The 17,444-nt window shown below is 50.6% G+C and carries 16 protein-coding genes and 1 riboswitch; all 16 genes read left to right on the plus strand.

Features of this window, described 5'->3' with window-relative positions; all coding sequences use genetic code 11:
• Positions 1-138 (plus strand): EF-Tu C-terminal domain-related protein (locus CHK_RS15975; RefSeq protein ID WP_461949955.1); only part of this gene is annotated, 138 nt, incomplete at its 5' end.
• Between the two features lie 215 nt (positions 139-353).
• Positions 354-437, plus strand: a riboswitch (cyclic di-GMP riboswitch).
• A 150-nt stretch (positions 438-587) separates the two neighbouring features.
• On the plus strand, positions 588-5,372 hold the full coding sequence (locus CHK_RS15495) for an Ig-like domain-containing protein (protein ID WP_052740198.1): 4,785 nt from the start codon (positions 588-590) through the stop codon (positions 5,370-5,372).
• A 147-nt stretch (positions 5,373-5,519) separates the two neighbouring features.
• Entirely contained in the window at positions 5,520-6,467 is a 948-nt protein-coding gene (locus CHK_RS02370; protein ID WP_046442441.1) for a glycosyltransferase family 2 protein, read from the plus strand.
• 206 nt (positions 6,468-6,673) lie between these two features.
• Positions 6,674-6,823 carry a 50S ribosomal protein L33 gene (gene rpmG / locus CHK_RS02375; RefSeq protein ID WP_046442442.1) on the plus strand — a complete coding sequence of 50 codons (150 nt, stop codon included), beginning with the start codon at positions 6,674-6,676 and terminating at the stop codon, positions 6,821-6,823.
• A gap of 19 nt (positions 6,824-6,842) precedes the next feature.
• Positions 6,843-7,115 (plus strand): preprotein translocase subunit SecE, encoded by a 273-nt coding sequence (secE, locus tag CHK_RS02380; protein ID WP_052740200.1) that lies wholly within the window; start codon positions 6,843-6,845, stop codon positions 7,113-7,115.
• Positions 7,116-7,129: 14 nt separating this feature from the next.
• Positions 7,130-7,771 (plus strand): transcription termination/antitermination protein NusG, encoded by a 642-nt coding sequence (nusG, locus tag CHK_RS02385; RefSeq protein WP_082103351.1) that lies wholly within the window; start codon positions 7,130-7,132, stop codon positions 7,769-7,771.
• Between the two features lie 106 nt (positions 7,772-7,877).
• Positions 7,878-8,303: a 50S ribosomal protein L11 gene (rplK, locus tag CHK_RS02390; protein WP_046442443.1), complete on the plus strand. Its 426-nt coding sequence runs from the start codon at positions 7,878-7,880 to the stop codon at positions 8,301-8,303.
• 3 nt (positions 8,304-8,306) lie between these two features.
• Positions 8,307-8,999, plus strand: a complete 693-nt coding sequence (gene rplA, locus CHK_RS02395; RefSeq protein WP_046442444.1) for a 50S ribosomal protein L1 — start codon at positions 8,307-8,309, stop codon at positions 8,997-8,999.
• Positions 9,000-9,177: 178 nt separating this feature from the next.
• Positions 9,178-10,212, plus strand: coding sequence for an N-acetyl-gamma-glutamyl-phosphate reductase (argC, locus tag CHK_RS02400; protein ID WP_046442445.1), 1,035 nt, complete (start codon positions 9,178-9,180; stop codon positions 10,210-10,212).
• Positions 10,213-10,224: 12 nt separating this feature from the next.
• On the plus strand, positions 10,225-11,088 hold the full coding sequence (gene argB / locus CHK_RS02405) for an acetylglutamate kinase (RefSeq protein ID WP_046442446.1): 864 nt from the start codon (positions 10,225-10,227) through the stop codon (positions 11,086-11,088).
• 66 nt (positions 11,089-11,154) lie between these two features.
• Positions 11,155-12,345 (plus strand): aspartate aminotransferase family protein, encoded by a 1,191-nt coding sequence (locus CHK_RS02410; RefSeq protein WP_046442447.1) that lies wholly within the window; start codon positions 11,155-11,157, stop codon positions 12,343-12,345.
• A 67-nt stretch (positions 12,346-12,412) separates the two neighbouring features.
• Positions 12,413-15,607, plus strand: a complete 3,195-nt coding sequence (gene carB, locus CHK_RS02415; RefSeq protein WP_046442448.1) for a carbamoyl-phosphate synthase large subunit — start codon at positions 12,413-12,415, stop codon at positions 15,605-15,607.
• A gap of 15 nt (positions 15,608-15,622) precedes the next feature.
• The gene (locus CHK_RS02420) at positions 15,623-16,150 is read left to right on the plus strand and encodes a GNAT family N-acetyltransferase (RefSeq protein WP_052740202.1); all 528 of its coding nucleotides are present in this window, start codon (positions 15,623-15,625) and stop codon (positions 16,148-16,150) included.
• Positions 16,151-16,213: 63 nt separating this feature from the next.
• Entirely contained in the window at positions 16,214-16,483 is a 270-nt protein-coding gene (locus tag CHK_RS02425; RefSeq protein WP_046442449.1) for a hypothetical protein, read from the plus strand.
• A 273-nt stretch (positions 16,484-16,756) separates the two neighbouring features.
• A complete protein-coding gene (locus tag CHK_RS02430) occupies positions 16,757-17,191 on the plus strand; it encodes a DUF2975 domain-containing protein (RefSeq protein WP_046442450.1) in 435 nt (144 codons plus the stop codon).
• Positions 17,192-17,199: 8 nt separating this feature from the next.
• Complete coding sequence (locus CHK_RS02435; RefSeq protein WP_046442451.1) at positions 17,200-17,415, plus strand: helix-turn-helix domain-containing protein; 216 nt, start codon at positions 17,200-17,202, stop codon at positions 17,413-17,415.
• Positions 17,416-17,444: the final 29 nt, after the last annotated feature.

The raw sequence follows: 17,444 nt of genomic DNA on the forward strand, positions 1-17,444 counted from the left end.
ATGGTAATGCCGGGAGATAACATCGAAATGGAGATCAAGCTGATCACGCCGATCGCAATCGAAGAAGGACTGCGGTTCGCAATCCGCGAAGGCGGCAGGACAGTAGGTTCGGGCGTAGTATCCGGCGTAATCGAATAAGCCGCGTTTAAAGACCAAAGGCAAAGAGCAGGTATTCGTACCTGCTCTTTTTATGTGATCAAATAGTCTGACAGATTGAATGGATATCTTTCCATACGCATTGCCTGAGAAATATTACAAATTCAGCATATTTTAATCGTTTTGCCACTAGCAAAGCCATTTTTAACGAAAAAAATGTTGCTTTCCTGCAAAATAAGTTTATAATGGGGAATAAGTGAATTTTTTAGCAAACCTGTCAAAAGGCAGGGACGCAAAGCCACGGATCTAAGCGTAAATCGTATGATAGCCGGGTTGCAAGGATAGTAAGTCATATTTATGCAACAATATCATACCTGCGTGAGCGGGTATTTTTATTGCAGGGATATTTAAAAAGGCAGCCTTGTAGCCAAATAAGATGTAGTTTTTATGTCAAAACGACGACAGCAATCAGTTTGTCTACAGGTGAAGAAATGAAGAAAAAAATCATAGCGACAGTAATCGTAATCGGGCTTGTGCTCGGCATGTTTGGGATATCGAGCGCACAGCCTTTGAATGAAGCTGTGGAAACAGAGCAGGGAACGGTACAGGCAGACGGTGTGGAGCCGGTGCAGACAGAAACGCCGGAGGAAACGGCAGCGCCTTCCCCTGCGGCGTCTGAAGAGCCGGTGCTGCCATCTGTACCAAAGGAGAGCGGACAACCGCAGCCGGGAGCTACTGCGGCGCAGCAAGCGGCAAGTGCGCCTGACGGGCAGACAGAGGCGGAAAGCGGACAGGAGACATTGCTGGCGCCGGATGCAGGCAGCACAGCGGAAGACGGGGTTATAGAGATCACGGAATTAAGCCAGATCACAGGATCGGGCAGTTATCGGCTTGCAGAAGATATTATGCCGGAGGCAGGTGTGGCGATCGCCGCAGGTGAGAATGTTTCCCTCGATTTGAATGGATATAAGATCGAGGCGGGGATACAAAACGTATTTGTCAATGAAGGTACGTTGTATGTGACTGATTCGGCGTCCGGCGGTACGATACAGGCACAGTCGGGCTGTATCCGTAATTTGGGCACGCTGACCATAAGCGGCGGTCATTATATTACAACGGATAATCAGGCGGGTTGTGCGCTTTACAATGGAAGCGGCGCAACGCTGGTAATCAATGATTGCACAGTCGACGCTGCTTTTTTTGCGGTGGGGAACCTCGGGGATTGCACGATCAACGGCGGGCAATTCCATTCCACGTCCTCCAATGCGGCGGGCGCTTATGCGTATTGTATCAAAAGCATGGGCGAAGGAGCGAACCTTACGATCAACAATGCGACAGTAACGGGGATACAAGGTGCTGTGGCGGCAGTACAGGGAACGGTTACGGTCTATGATGGCCATTTTTCCACTGAGCAGGGAAACAGCAATTCGTTTTATGCGCTGTATGTGGCGGGCGAAGAGGGCGAAGTTTCCGGAACTGTTTACGGCGGTACGTATTCGAGCCCCAAAAGCGCGGTTTACATCGGCAATGACAACACAAATGGAGACGGCGGCATCAATGCGCGTGCCTGCCTGAATATCCGCGGCGGGAATTTTACCGGCGGAGATGCGGCGCTCATTAAGGCGAAGAATACAGGAGCAACCTTTATTTCAGGCGGTACGTTCACGGATGGCAGCGGGCAATCCGGTATTGAAAACTATGTTGCGGACGGTTATACGGTCAAAAACAACAGCGATGGAAGCGTATCCGTCGTGGAACAGGTATTGTCCGTGTCGAACGAAACGACGGGAGCAAAATACGCAACCATTCAGCAGGCAGTCGACGCGGCGGGTGAGGGCGACGTAATCTGCATCACAGCGAACGGGAGCTCATACGACGAGGCTGTAACGCTCACAAAAGCGGTAACGCTGAAAGGGCCTGGAGACGGGAGCGCCGTCCTCACTGGTGGAATCACGCTTGCGGGGCCTTTCGGGGATAACACGCAAACAGTGATCAAGGGCCTTAAATTTGAAAAGAGCGGTATTTATGCGATCGCATGGGGCAGCGAACCGAATCTCAATAACCTGACAATCGAGAATAATATTTTTGAAAATATCAGCGCGTGGTCTGCGGCGGTCAATTTCAACCTGGCAAATACCAGCCCTGTCCGGAACCTGACCATTGCGGACAATACGATCACGAACGTGACTGCGGAAAACGGATCGGGCATCTGGGTATCGGCGGTAGCAGGTACGACACGGATCACGGGGAACAGGATTGACGGGACGAAGCTGAACAGCATACAGGTCACAGGCATGGCGGCAGGAGACGTTACGATTTCACGCAATATCCTCAAAAACTGGGACTCAGATATTGCGGGCGGCGGACGCGCAATGCGACTGACTGCAAACGGAAACGGAAGCATGACCATTACGGAAAACAGTATGGCGCGCACACTCGCGGCAGGCGAGGATGGCGCGCAGGTCGTCAAGATCACGGAGCTTACAGGAACGCTGGATGCTTCCAGGAATTATTGGAATGCTGCGAAACCTGATTTTTCGGCGGTGCTTAAGGCATATACGGATGGCGGCAGCACAGCGGCAGGCGGCACGCAGATTTCTGTCAAACCGTATTATGCGGATGAGGCGCTGACCAAACTTGTGTCGTATGACGTCAGGAACGAGCGCACGGGGGAAACCTACGATACGCTGCAAAAGGCGGTTAACAAAGCGCAGGCGGGCGATACGCTGCTTTTGGGCAACGACTGTGCATTCGGGACAACAACGCAGACGGGATACGACGAAGATAATATCGGTTATGGAACATACGGAAGTTTCAATAAGTCGCTTACGATCCGCAGCGAGGGTACGGCGTGCACGATAGTGGCGACGTCCATCGTTACGGTGAACAACGGGGCGCAGGTAGTCCTCGAGAACGTTACGGTAGATGGTGAAAACAGGATAGGAACGAGCGGGATCAATGTTCAGGGGAGCTCGACGCTTACCTTGGGCAATGGCGCGACGGTGAAGGGCTGCGCAACTTCCTCAGGACGCAGCGCGATCGATGTCGGCAGCGCGGGCGGAACAGGCGGAGAGGGAAAACTCGTTATGAACGAGGGTTCGCTCATAACGCAGAACGTGAACTCCGGCATTTGGCTGGAGCCGGACGGAATATTTGAAATGAACGGCGGCAGGATCGCAAACAACAACTGCCAGCCGACAGCGCTGAGCAAGCAGGCTTACGGCCTTGTGATCAGCGGCGGGAAGGCCGTGATGAACGGCGGCGAGATATTTGGAAACGGTGCCTCGATCGCCGGCGGCGGCGTATCGATGAACAAAAGCGGCAGCGTGCTTACCGTTAACGGCGGCGTTATTTCCAACAACACGAAAAACGGAAGTATTTATGTGACGGCAGCGGACTGTACGGTTACCCTGCACGACGCGGTGATCACAGGAAACAGCGTAAGCAGTTACGGCAGTGTAGGCGGTTCCTCGTCGGCAACAAATTTCAATGTGTATCTTTCAGGCAATACCCAGATCACCGGCAATAAGTATGGAAGTACGGCGTGCAACCTGAAAACGTCGGCAAATATGACGGTGGACGTTACAGGGCTTGCGGCGGGCGCACAAATCGGCGTAACGCCATACAGCAAGGCGGCAGGCTGCGAAGTGGCAAGCGCGGCGGACGCACAGTCGGTAAGGATGGAGTGTTTTACACCGGACAGCGCGCTGAATACGAACGTTTCGCTGGTACGTGTGGGAAATAAGCTGATGACAGGTTATACGACCACAATAAACGCAGCGGGACTGGAAAACAGCCAATTTGAATATACAGGAACGGCTCCGGTACCCAGGTTGCAGGGTGCTTCGCTCCAAGCTGCAAATGGCACGGAGATCGCGGAGCCGGAGGTCGGATTTGTGTATTATGCCGACAACAACGGACAACCGGGGACGGAGCTTGATAGCGCTCCTGCAGCAGCCGGAACATATTGGGCCCGTCCTGTCTATGACGGAAGCGCTACAGGTTCATATGGCGCCAGCCAGGGAACGGACGCTTACCAGTACCGTATTGTAATACCTGTTTCGGGCGTGAGCCTGAACAAGGGAGCTGTTTCCCTTGAGATGGGAACTAAAGGGCAGCTCAGCGCGGCGGTGTCGCCGGCAGACGCATACGATAAAACGGTTACATGGAGTTCGTCCAGCGAAGCTGTGGTGAAGGTAGATAAAGGTATGATTACGCCGGTTGCACCTGGTACGGCGACGGTTACGGCAACCTCATGCAATGGTAAGAGCGCATCGTGCACGGTGGCGGTCATAGTCCCGCCGGAAACAAAGCCGGTATTACCGGATACGGAAGGCAAAACGCAGGTCGTAGTGGAACCGGAGATCAAGGGCAACACAGTCGATGCGGATGCGGTAAAGAATGCGATTGCGAACGCAAAGCCGGAAGAGGCGGTTGTCGTGAAGGTGGAAACGAAGAGCGGAGAAGAGGCGCGTGACATCAAGGTAGGCGCGGATGTGGTAGAGCAGGCGGCGAAGGCTGCGGCAGACGGCACAGGTGCAAAGACAGTTGCTTTTTCCATGGCGGATGCAAGCGGGAATGTTGCGGCAGCAGTGACGCTTGACCTTTCAAGGGGCGTTGATCCTGAAAAATTAAAGGACATCAATTTAGGGTTCTCGAACACGGTAAGCGCTTCGGTGGAGCAAAAGGCAAAGGAAACGATCCCTGCGGATGCAACGGTGATGTTTATTAACCTGACGCATAACGGGGAGTTCCCGTGCCCCATCACAAGAATGGACAAAGTAGGCGGCAGCTTCAGGCCGGGCGATACGGTATATCTTTATTATGCAGGGGCGTCCGGACTTTCGGAAGAGCAGGTGCTGACCGTGGATGCGAATGGATATATCACCTACACGATCTCGCATGCTTCGCCATATATGGTGACGGATATGAGGAGTGTTGTGGACGCGGATAATCCGGGCGGAAGCGACACCCCGGGAATCGACAGTCCGGGCGGTAACGGATTGCCGGGTACGGACGATCCGGGAACAGGACAGGGTGATGGAAGTGTTACGTATGGATCAGGTGATTCGGGAAACGATCCTGTTGTTGTGGATGAAACGGACGCCAGTGTAAAGCCGGTGAGCACAGCTGCGGACGACACAAAGACCACAACGCCCCCAAGGACGGGAGACGTTCAGGATATATCGCCGTACCTGTGGCTGCTTGTGGTTGCAGGAGGTATAATTACTGCGGGAACGGTTATTGCAAATAAGCGCAGAAAAATTGAAAAGTAATACAATTTGCAAAAGAGAACGCGAAGAAGCGTTCTCTTTTTGTTATGCGGTATTCGTATCGCGGCAGGAAAAAATCTGCGTTCGATTGACGCTCCACATGGAATATAGTAATATGAAATAAGAAAATCTGAAAAGCGGGTAGGATGAATGGACAAACTGTATATTGTGGTGCCGTGCTATAACGAAGAAGCGGTATTACACGAAACGACAAAAAGGCTGGTCGACAAATTAAACCGTATGATTTCCGCTCAGCTGGTATCGGCCGACAGCCGTATCATGTATGTGGACGACGGCTCCAAAGACAAAACATGGGCGATTATCGATGAATTGCATAAAGAAAATCCAATGGTTCTCGGCGTGAAGTTGTCACGCAACCGTGGGCACCAAAATGCGCTGCTCGCAGGGCTTATGACAGCCAAGGATATGTGCGATGTAACGATTTCCATGGACGCGGATTTGCAGGACGACATCGAGGTACTGGACGAATTTATGCAAAAATACACGGATGGCTGCGATATCGTGTATGGCGTGAGGGGCAACCGCGATACGGATACAGGCTTCAAACGCAACACGGCGCAGGCGTTTTATAAGGTTTTGAAGTTTTTCGGCGTGGATTCCGTGTATAACCACGCGGATTACCGGTTGATGAGTAAACGCGCGCTTGAGGGACTCAGCGAGTTTGGCGAAGTGAACCTTTTCCTGCGCGGCATCGTGCCGCAGATCGGCTACAGGACGGCGACAGTGGAATATTCGCGGGGCGAGCGGTTTGCGGGAGAATCCAAATATCCCCTGAAAAAAATGATCAGCTTTGCTTTCGACGGGATCACGTCGTTTTCCATCAAACCCATCCGTATGATTACGGCGGTGGGCCTTATCATTTTTGTGGTGAGCCTTATTATGCTGATTTATTCGCTCGTGGTAAACGCGCTTGGAGGTACGGCGTGGGGATGGACGAGCATGATCATGTCCATATGGCTGCTGGGAGGCCTCCAGCTGCTTGCAATCGGTATTATCGGGGAATATGTGGGGAAGACCTATATGGAAGCCAAAAAGCGTCCCAAATACCTTATAGAGACCGTGCTGAAGGATGAATAAAAAATGCGGATCATTTTGATCCGCATTTTCAGTAATCAGCCGAAGGGCGCCGGTGAAGCGTGCTCTGGCAAAAAAACCTTTAAAAAAGCGGCAAAATCATTGACAACAGGGCGCTCAGATGATATTATATTAAAGCATCTTTGATAAAAGGCAGAGAGTGCCTTTTTTTAGATTGCCTAAAAAACGATGTACCGGAGGGAAGATAAATGCGTACGAAAATCACACTGGCTTGCACAGAATGTAAACAGAGAAACTATGATACGATGAAAAACAAGAAAAACGATCCTGACAGGATCGAAATGTCCAAATACTGCAAATTCTGCAAAAAGCATACCGTACATAAAGAAACCAAATAATTTTTGAGGTGGCAATACGATGGCTAAGACCAAACTATTGGGCGAGGAAAGAGAAAAGCATCTGAAGGAACAGAAAAAGCTCGCCAAAAAGAAAAATAAAAAGCAACGGCGCAGTCCCGCCCGGTTTTTTAAAGATGTATGGGGCGAAGTAAAAAAGGTAACGTGGCCGACACGCAAAGATCTGTTTAAGACTACATTTGCGGTAATTGTTTTTATCGTTATATTTGCAGTAATTGTCTGGCTGATGGATATGGGCTTTGGAGCCCTGTTCCGCAACTTCCTGCTTAGCTAGGAGCGAAGTAATTTATGAGTAATGAAAAAATCGGCTCTGAGGATGTATTGAAGCAGCCTGAAGAGACGCAAGAACAAGTAAATACGGAAACGCCAAAGGCGGAGACGGAAGAGAAGCCGAAATTTATCAAACAGGAAAAGACAGATAAACCTTATTGGTACGTTGTATATACTTATTCCGGTTATGAAAATAAGGTGATGGATAATCTTCTGAAGACTGTGGAAAACCACAACCTGCACGATACCATCATTGACGTAAAGGTTCCGATGGAAGAATCTGTTGAAATCAAAAACGGTAAAAAGCGCCATGTAACAAGGAAGCTGTTTCCGGGTTACGTCATGGTAAAAATGTTTTTGACGGACGAATCGTGGTATGTGGTGCGTAATACGCGCGGCGTTACCGGGTTTGTAGGCCCGTCAAGCAAGCCGATTCCGCTTTCTGACGCGGAAGTGCGCTCGATGGGAATCGAAAACGTACGGATTAACCTCGACGTGGAAGTGGGCAACAACGTGATCGTAACGTCCGGCCCGCTCGAAAGCTTTGTCGGCGTTGTGGAGGAAGTAAATACAGAGCGCCAGAAGGTTCGCGTCATGGTGTCCATGTTTGGGCGCGATACTTCCGTAGAGCTTGACTTTGTACAGGTCAAGAGGATTTAAGAAAAAAGCATATGCTCATACGGAGCGTATTTTGCAAAAGTTAGTAAGTGGGAGAACGCTATCCTAGTTCGTTTTACCACAATATATAAGAAAGAAGGATAAAAAAATGGCAAAGAAAATTGCAGGGTATATCAAATTGCAGATACCCGCAGGAAAAGCAACGCCCGCGCCTCCGGTAGGTCCGGCGCTTGGTCAGCATGGTGTTAACATCATGGACTTTACAAAGGCGTTCAACGAGAAAACAGCACAGCAGGCAGGACTGATTATTCCGGTTGTTATCACGGTATATGCAGACAGGTCGTTCAGCTTCATCACGAAAACGCCTCCGGCGGCAGTGCTGATCAAAAAAGCGTGCAAGATCGACAAAGCTTCCGGCGTGCCGAATAAGCAGAAGGTAGCGAAGATCACACGTGCTCAGCTCGAAGAAATTGCAACACTCAAAATGCCCGATCTCAATGCGTCGTCTCTGGACGCGGCTGTCAGCATGATTGCAGGAACAGCGAGAAGCATGGGCGTAGAAGTGGAGGGCTAAGCGATGAAAAGAGGAAAAAATTATCAGGACAGTGTAAAGTCCTATGACAAAATGAATTTGTTCGATCCGGAAGAGGCGATCAAGCTTTGCCAGAGTACGGCAAAGGCGAAATTCGACGAAACGATCGAGCTTTCCGTAAAATTGGGCGTTGATCCCCGCCATGCAGACCAGCAGGTAAGGGGCGCTGTCGTTCTTCCCCATGGCACCGGTAAAACGGTGCGCGTGCTTGTTATCGCAAAGGGCGACAAAGCAAAGGAAGCCGAAGATGCGGGCGCTGATTTTGTAGGCGCTGAGGAAATGATCGAGAAAATCCAAAAGGAAAACTGGTTTGACTTTGACGTAATCGTGGCTACGCCTGATATGATGGGCCAGATTGGCCGCATCGGTAAGGTGCTTGGGCCTAAGGGACTCATGCCGAACCCGAAATCCGGTACGGTTACGATGGATATTGCTAAGGCGATTGCCGATATCAAAGCCGGTAAAGTGGAGTACAGGGTTGACAAGACCTCTATCATCCACGTTCCGATTGGCAAAAAGAGCTTTACAGAGGATCAGCTGAGGGAGAACCTCAAAGCGATCATGGATGCAATCGTGAAGGCAAAGCCATCCGCTGCAAAGGGTACGTACCTTAAGAGCGTTGTGCTTTCTGCAACGATGGGCCCCGGCGTAAAGTGTAATCCGATCAGGTTCATCTAAAATATCACAGCAAAGAAGCAAAAGACCTTCAGGCACAATGCCGAAGGTCTTTTTTGTGGGATTCTGTAAAATTGGTAAATTGTGGGAAACAATTTTGGAATCAACAAAGAAAGCTGTTGCATAATTATACATTTAGATGTATAATTATGTATAAAATATACAAGGAGTATCAATTAACATGATTAATGTCAGCGTAATCGGCGCGACGGGTTATGTGGGCGAGGAGCTTTTGCGGCTGCTCTCGGCACATCCTGAGGTATCGGTGAAGAAAGCGGTTTCAAAGAGCTTTGCAGGGCAAAGCCTGAAAGACCTGTATGCAAATTTTGTTCCGGGCAAGAACATTGTACTGGACGAATCGGACGGGGACGCAGGAGAAGCGGAGTTCGTATTTTTATGCCTGCCACATGGCGAATCCCTGAAGGCTGCGCCAAAGCTGCTCAAAAAGGGGCACAAGGTGATCGACCTGTCGGGTGATTTCCGCTACGACGACGTCAGCCTGTATGAAAAATGGTACAATATCACCCATACGGCAAAGCAGGAGAACCAGCAGGCAGTTTACGGTTTGCCGGAGTTTTTTAAGGACGCGATCAGGAACACGGATTTTGCTTCAAATCCCGGCTGCTACACGACTACAAGTATCCTTGCGCTTGCCCCGCTTCTCAAAGAAGGGCTTGTAAGCGAAAAGGGAATTGTGATTGATGCAAAGTCCGGCGTAACAGGAGCGGGACGTAAGGAGAAACTTGCTTATTCCTATTGCGAAACAGCGGATAATTTCAAGGCGTATTCTGTGGTGAACCATCGGCACACCTCGGAAATCGAAGAACAGCTTTCCTCTATTTCCGGCCAGGATGTGCGCTTGTTGTTTACGCCGCACCTTTTGCCGGTGAAGCGCGGCATCCTCGCTACGATTTACGCGGATATGGAGGAAGGTGCAGACGCGCTTTCTATTGCCGGAGCATACGAAAAGTACTATGGGGACGCTCCCTTTACACATGTACTGCCCCATGGGCAGCTTCCCGAGCTGAAATTCGTGGTCGGCTCCAACAACTGTATGATCGGCTTCGAGCTTTCGCCAAGGACGGGCAAGCTCGTGATTGTTTCCTGCACGGATAACCTCATCAAGGGCGCCGCAGGGCAGGCAATCCAGAATTTTAACATTATGAACGGCTTTGAAGAAACGCTCGGTCTCCCGCAGATCGCATGGTATTTATAAAGGAGTAATACAATGCAAAAATATATTGAACGTGCAAACGTGCTTATAGAGGCCCTTCCCTATATCCAGCGCCTGTTTGGAAAAACGATCGTAATCAAATACGGCGGCGCGGCAATGACAAACGAGGATCTGACGCAAAAGATACTGGAGGATGTGACGCTCCTGAAGTTTGTAGGGATGAATCCGATCCTCGTGCACGGGGGCGGGCCGGATATCAACCATATGCTCGATTCGCTTGACATCAAACCAAAGTTTGTGGACGGGCTGCGCGTAACGGACGATGCGACCATGGAGGTCGTACAGATGGTGCTTACAGGAAAGATCAATAAGGAGATCGTAGCCAGGCTAAACGGCATGGGCGCGGGCGCAATCGGCCTTTGCGGTATCGACGGAAACATCATCAAGGCGGTAAAAGCGCCGCCCAAAAACGGCGTGGATCTTGGAAATGTGGGGCAGATCGTATCGATCAATACCGATTTGCTCAATACGCTTGCGCACGACCAGTATATCCCGGTGATCGCGCCTGTGGGCACGGGCGACCACGGCGAGAGCTATAATATCAACGCAGACACGGTAGCCGGTGCAATCGCAACAGCGCTGAAAGCGGAAAAGCTGATCTTCCTGACGGATACGGACGGTGTGCGGACAAAGGAAGACGATCCGGAATCCCTCTTGTATGTCGCGTCAAAAACGGATATACTAAATATGATCGACGAGGGGAAAATTACAGGGGGAATGCTGCCCAAGGTATCAAGCTGCCTTTCCGCTATTGAAAAAGGCGTCGGCAGGGCCCATATCCTGAACGGCACGATCCCGCATCCGATTATATTGGAAATCTTTACGGATTCCGGTATCGGCACGATGGTGACGGGCTGAAGCAGGCGGTCACGGTTTTACTGTGCGTAAAGGATACCGGCGCGATACCTGTATATAGGAGATAAAATGACTTACGATGAACTCAGGGAACTGGATTCCCAATATTATATGGAAGTATTCGGCGAACGGCTGCCCGTGGTTTTTGACCACGGAAAGGACACCCACCTGTTTGATATTGACGGGAAGGAATATGTGGATTTTCTTGCGGGGATTGCGGTAAACGCGCTAGGCTATTCCGATGGGGGGTTCCAGGAGACGCTCAGGAACCAGATCGGCCGGGTGATCCACACCTGCAATTATTTTTACAACGAACCGCAGGCAAAGCTGGCGCAGCTTTTGTGTAAGAAGACAGGTTTTGACCGTGTGTTTTTTGGAAACAGCGGCGCGGAGGCAAACGAGTGCGCATTGAAGCTTGCAAAAAAATATGCGTTCCGCAAGGGGCGCGATACGGCAAAGTTTGTCTGCCTGAAAAACAGCTTTCACGGGCGTACGCTTTTAACGCTTTCCGCCACGGGACAGGAAAAATTCCACACTGCGTTTGCGCCGATGGCTTATGACTTCATTACGATTGAAGCAAACGACATGGATGCCGCAAAAGCCGCTGTTACACAGGAAATTTGTGGTGTAATACTAGAAGTAGTACAGGGCGAAAGCGGTGTTTTTCCGCTTGAAAAAGAGTTCGTTCAGCTTGTGGCAGACCTTTGCAGTAAGCAGGATGTGATGCTGATCATTGACGAGGTGCAAACCGGCATGGGGCGCACGGGAACCTTCCTCGCGCAGGAGAAGTTTGGCGTGAAAGCAGATATCACGACGCTTGCCAAGGCCCTTGGAAACGGCGTGCCGATCGGCGCGTGCCTTGCAAACGCAAAAGCAGCCTCCGCATTTACAGGTGGGGATCACGGCTCTACATTTGGCGGCAATCCGCTTGCGTGCGCGGCGGGACTTTATGTTACGGAGAAGATAGACGGCGCGATGCTGGGGCGGATCGGCGACCTCGGCGGTTATTTCAAATCCCGCCTGCAGGATTTGATGGAAAAGCATCCGGCCCGGATCACCGACGTTCGCGGCATGGGGCTTATGCTCGGGGCGCAGCTTTCAGAAAAAGAGGACGCGCACGATGTCGCGCTCAAACTTCTGAAAAACGGAGTTGTGATCGGAACCGCAGGCTGCAATACATTGCGGTTTGTTCCACCGTTTGTCCTGACAAAAGGGGATATCGACCATTTGATCGATGCGCTGGAAGCAATTTTTTCATAGAAGGAAGAGCAGGCAAGGTTGTCTGCTTTTTTATAAAATTTAGATTGAAGTATTTGGGGGACAAAAAATGCCAAAAATAACCGACATTCAAAAGATACTTGTTATTGGTTCCGGGCCGATCATCATCGGCCAGGCAGCTGAATTTGACTACAGCGGCACGCAGGCCTGCAAAGCCCTGAAGGAAGAGGGCTATGAGGTTGTGCTGATCAATTCCAATCCCGCGACCATCATGACGGACGTTGGAATGGCGGATAAGGTATACATCGAACCGATCACGCTCGATACGGTTATCAGGATACTGAAAAAAGAAAAGCCGCAGGGCATCATTGCAACGCTTGGCGGACAGACGGGGCTCAACATGGCGATTGAGCTGGATAGCTGCGGCATTCTCCCAAAGCTTGGAATCCGTCTCCTTGGTACGCAGCTCGATTCCATCAAGCTCGCAGAGGACAGGGAGCTGTTCAAAGACCTGATGGTGAAAACAGGCCAGAAAACAACGCATTCCACGATTGTTACCTCGCTTGAGGAAGCGGAGGCGTTCTCGCATGAGTGCGATTTTCCGCTTATTGTCCGTCCGGCGTATACGCTTGGCGGAACGGGCGGCGGTACAGCGCACAATATGGACGAGCTGATGGACATCACCGCGCGCGGCCTGAAAATGAGCCTCATCCACCAGGTGCTTATGGAGCAAAGCGTAGCCGGATGGAAGGAAATTGAATACGAGGTTATCCGCGATAACGCGGATAACTGCATTATTGTATGTAATATGGAAAATATCGATCCGGTGGGGGTGCATACGGGCGACAGCATCGTTGTTGCGCCCTCGCAGACGCTGACGGACAGGGAATACCAGATGCTGCGCACCTCAGCGCTTAAAATCATCCGTGCGCTCGACATCAAGGGCGGCTGCAACATCCAGTATGCGCTTGATCCCAATTCCTATGATTATGTGGTTATCGAGGTGAATCCGCGCGTGTCGCGCTCCTCGGCGCTTGCTTCCAAAGCAACCGGCTATCCGATTGCGCGCGTTGCCGCGAAAATTGCCGTGGGATATAACCTCGACGAAATCAAAAATTCCGTTACAGGAAAGACGTACGCCTGCTTTGAGCCTGCGCTCGACTATGTGGTCACAAAAGTACCGCGCTGGCCGTTTGACAAGTTTTCCGGCGCGGACAGGGCGCTTGGAACCCAAATGAAAGCAACCGGAGAGGTTATGGCGATCGGGCGTAATATAGAGGAATCGCTTTTGAAGGCGATCGACTGCCTGGACGTAAAGCTGAATTATAACCTTGGCATGAAAAATATCGATAACTGGACGCTGAACGAGCTGGATGAATCGCTTAAAAATCCGGATGATGAGCGTATCTTCGTGCTGTCAAAGGCGCTCGAGCGTGGCTATACGGTGGAAAAGCTGCATGAGATTACGCAGATTGACGAGTTCTTTATCAATAAGCTCAAAAACATTGTGGACCTTTCCAAACGGCTCAGGAGTTATACCATAGAGGATTTGCCTGAGTGGGTGCTGCGCAAATGCAAAAAGGTCGGCTTTGGCGACGGATATATCGCAGACTGTATCGGCGCGCACGAATCACAGATCACGTATATGCGTAACGCGCTTGGCATCAAGCCGTCGTTCAAGAAGGTAGACACCTGCGCGGGCGAGTTCAAGGCGGTTACGCCGTATTATTATTCTACCTACGACAACGAGGACGAGGTGGAGCTTTCGGATAAAAAGAAGGTTATTGTACTTGGTTCCGGGCCGATCAGGATTGGTCAGGGAATTGAATTTGATTACTGCTCCGTGCATTCGGTCAATACGCTCAAGGAGCTTGGTTATGAATCGATCATCATCAACTCCAATCCGGAAACGGTATCCACAGATTTCGATACGTCCGATAAGCTTTATTTCGAGCCGCTTACCAAGGAATGCGTGCTCGATATTATCGATAAGGAAAAGCCGGAGGGCGTGATTGTACAGTTTGGCGGGCAGACCGCGATCAATCTGGCACAGCCCATCCACAACAACGGCAAAACGATCCTTGGCACCAGCGTGGAGGATATCGACAGGGCTGAAGACCGCGATAAATTCCTGCACGTATTGCAACAACTGGATATTCCGCTTCCCAAAGGGGATACGACGTTTTCACTCGAGCATGCGCTCGAGGCGGCTGCGGACATTGGCTATCCGGTGCTTGTCCGTCCTTCCTACGTTCTTGGAGGACGCGCAATGGAGGTCGTTTACAACGATGCGGAGCTGACCGAATACATGACCATGGCTGCGGAGGTATCGCCGGACAAGCCTGTTTTGATCGATAAATACGTAGTGGGCAAGGAAATCGAGCTGGACGCGGTATGCGACGGCGAAGACGTGCTTGTAGTTGGAATCATGGAGCATCTCGAACGCGCAGGCGTTCATTCGGGCGACAGCTTTGCTGTGTATCCCACACAGTCCATTTCAAAAGAGGCAAAGAAGAAAATTGCGGAATACGGCATTGCGCTGGGCCGCGCCCTCGGCGTAAAAGGGCTTTTCAATATCCAGTTTGTTATGGATAAGGAAGAGAACGTGTACGTGATAGAGGTGAACCCGCGCGCAAGCCGGACGGTTCCGATTCTTTCCAAGGTTACTGGCATCAATATGGTGGCGCTTGCGACACGCGTCATGATGGGAGAGAGCCTGAAGGATATGGGCTTTGAGACAAGCGTACACAAGGAATCAAAGTTAATTACAGTCAAGGCGCCGGTATTCTCCTTTGCCAAGCTGGCTACGGTGGACACCTTCCTCGGGCCTGAGATGAAATCCACAGGCGAGGTCATGGGAACGGACAGGACGTTTATCAAGGCGCTTAAAAAGGCGTTTCTGGCGTCAGGCAGCAGCATCCCGGATAAGGAAGGCAAGATACTGATCAGCGTTGCGAACCGTGATAAGGAGGAGGCGCTTGGCATTGCCAGGGAAATGCAGGAATGCGGCTTTGAGCTGTGCGCGACTCCGGGTACGCACGCATATTTTAAGGAGCATGGCTTTGACGTGGAGCTTGTGCCAAATGAGAAGGTATTGGACCGTATCAAAAACGGCGATTTTGTGCTGATCGTGAATACGCCAACCCGCGGCAAGCAAAAGACGCGCAGTGGTTTTCACCTGCGCCGCACGGCGGTGGGCTTCAACGTGCCGTGCATCACCTCCATGGATACGGTGAATTCCATGCTGAAGGTGTTGCAGTCGGACGATAACCTCAGCATCATTCCGCTCAATGAGTATAAGTAAGGCGGGTGAACGGTTATGATGGACCAGATAACGCTTGTAAAGGCGACTGACGCGGACGCGCAGGAAATACTCGATATCACAAGGCTCGCCTTTGATTTGTATGCGCAGGAAATCCGCAAGCGCGAGAGCGTGGCGGCGCTTTATGAGACGATTGACGACGTGCTTTCCGATATCCATAACAAAAACGTAATCGTAGCCCGTATTGACGATGAGATGGTTGGAAGCGTTCGGTTTGAGATCCTTTCGGACGGCATTGCCTATCTGAGCAGGTTTTCCATCGATCCGCAGGCGCAGAACCTTGGAATCGGCGGGCTGCTGCTCGAAAAGGTAAAGATCGAATGCCTCGCAATGGGGGTGCGCGCGATCACGCTGCATACGGCGTCCAAAATGCGCTCCACTGTTGCGTTTTATCTCAAAAACGGATACTATATCCATTCCATTTCGAGGGACAGCGACTATATCCGCGCACTGATGGTGAACGAGATATGCGAAATGGATGAAATGTACGACTATGAATCCGTATGCGCCCGCGCAAAGCATTGATTTGCGGTTTGTGCACCGCAAGCCGTGTTTATCAATAATAAGCAAAAAACGGAGGAAAATGCTATGATTTCTTTATTGCTTGGCCTTGCCGCACTGATTTGTGATATTTTATCCCTCTTTCCGCAGGTGGGCGTGCCTTACCTTTCGTTGATTGGCTTTGTGCTCGCGATTGTTGCGGTTGCAACCGGTAGCAAGATCATCAAGGTGGATCCAAACGATAAAAACGCACGTGCCGGTAAAGCAATCGGCGTGGTCTGCATTGTGCTTGCGCTCCTGGGTGTGATTTTCTCGTTGATATTGATCCCGCTCGGTTGCCTTGCATTTGTGTTTTAACCGGAAAGACCGGGCCGCAAAAGGCGGCTTATAAGAAGCGGACAGTTTTGGAACGGTATAGCGGTTTTCGCTATACCGTTTCTTTTTTCCCTGAACAAAAATCAGAAGCCCATTGGATTCCGCTATGGCATGAAGCAGTAACTGGTTTTCGTCTTGTCATTTCCTTTAAACAATATAATTTTATTGTTTTTCGATAAAAATTTATTGACATAACGAAAAATGGGCGATATACTTGCCATGATAACATATGCTTGAATCACCGGAGGCAAACTTATGAAATATGGACAAATAAGTGTAAAGATACTGAATGGCGCAATCATAGTATGTATGATGGCGATTATCGCCCTGTTTACAACCACGCCGGTTTTGGCAAAGTACATATTCAGTTTGTACATTGTACAAAATCTTGTGTTCTGTTATACGGCAGGCGCTATCGCACTGTGGTTTCTTTTTGAACTGCGTAAGCTGATTTTAAGCGTGCGCGACGGCAATCCATTCGTCCGCCGGAACGTAACGAGCTTAAAACGGCTGTCGCTGGCGTTGGCGTTGCTGATGGCAGATTTTATCTTTATATTTTGTTTCGTGCCTTCCATTTCCAAGCTGTTGTGTATCGCGTTGCTGCTGCTCGGCGTGCTTTGCGCACAGGTGCTTGCATACCTGATTGAGCGCGCGGCGGAATACCGTGAAGAAATCGACCTTACGGTCTGAGGTGGGGTATGGCGATACTTGTGAACCTGGACGTAATGATGGCGAAACGCAAAATAAGCCTGAACGAGCTTGCGGCGAAGGTGGATATCTCGCTTGCGAATTTATCGATTCTGAAAAACAACAAATGCAGGGCGGTACGATTTTCAACCCTGAATGCACTTTGCAGGGCGCTTGACTGCCAACCGGCAGACCTTCTGGAGTATGTGCCGGAGGAAGAAGCCTGATCCAAAGCGTACATTAGAATGACGATCCC

The sequence above is a fragment of the Christensenella hongkongensis genome (assembly GCF_000981035.1).
GTDB lineage: Bacteria > Bacillota > Clostridia > Christensenellales > Christensenellaceae > Christensenella > Christensenella hongkongensis.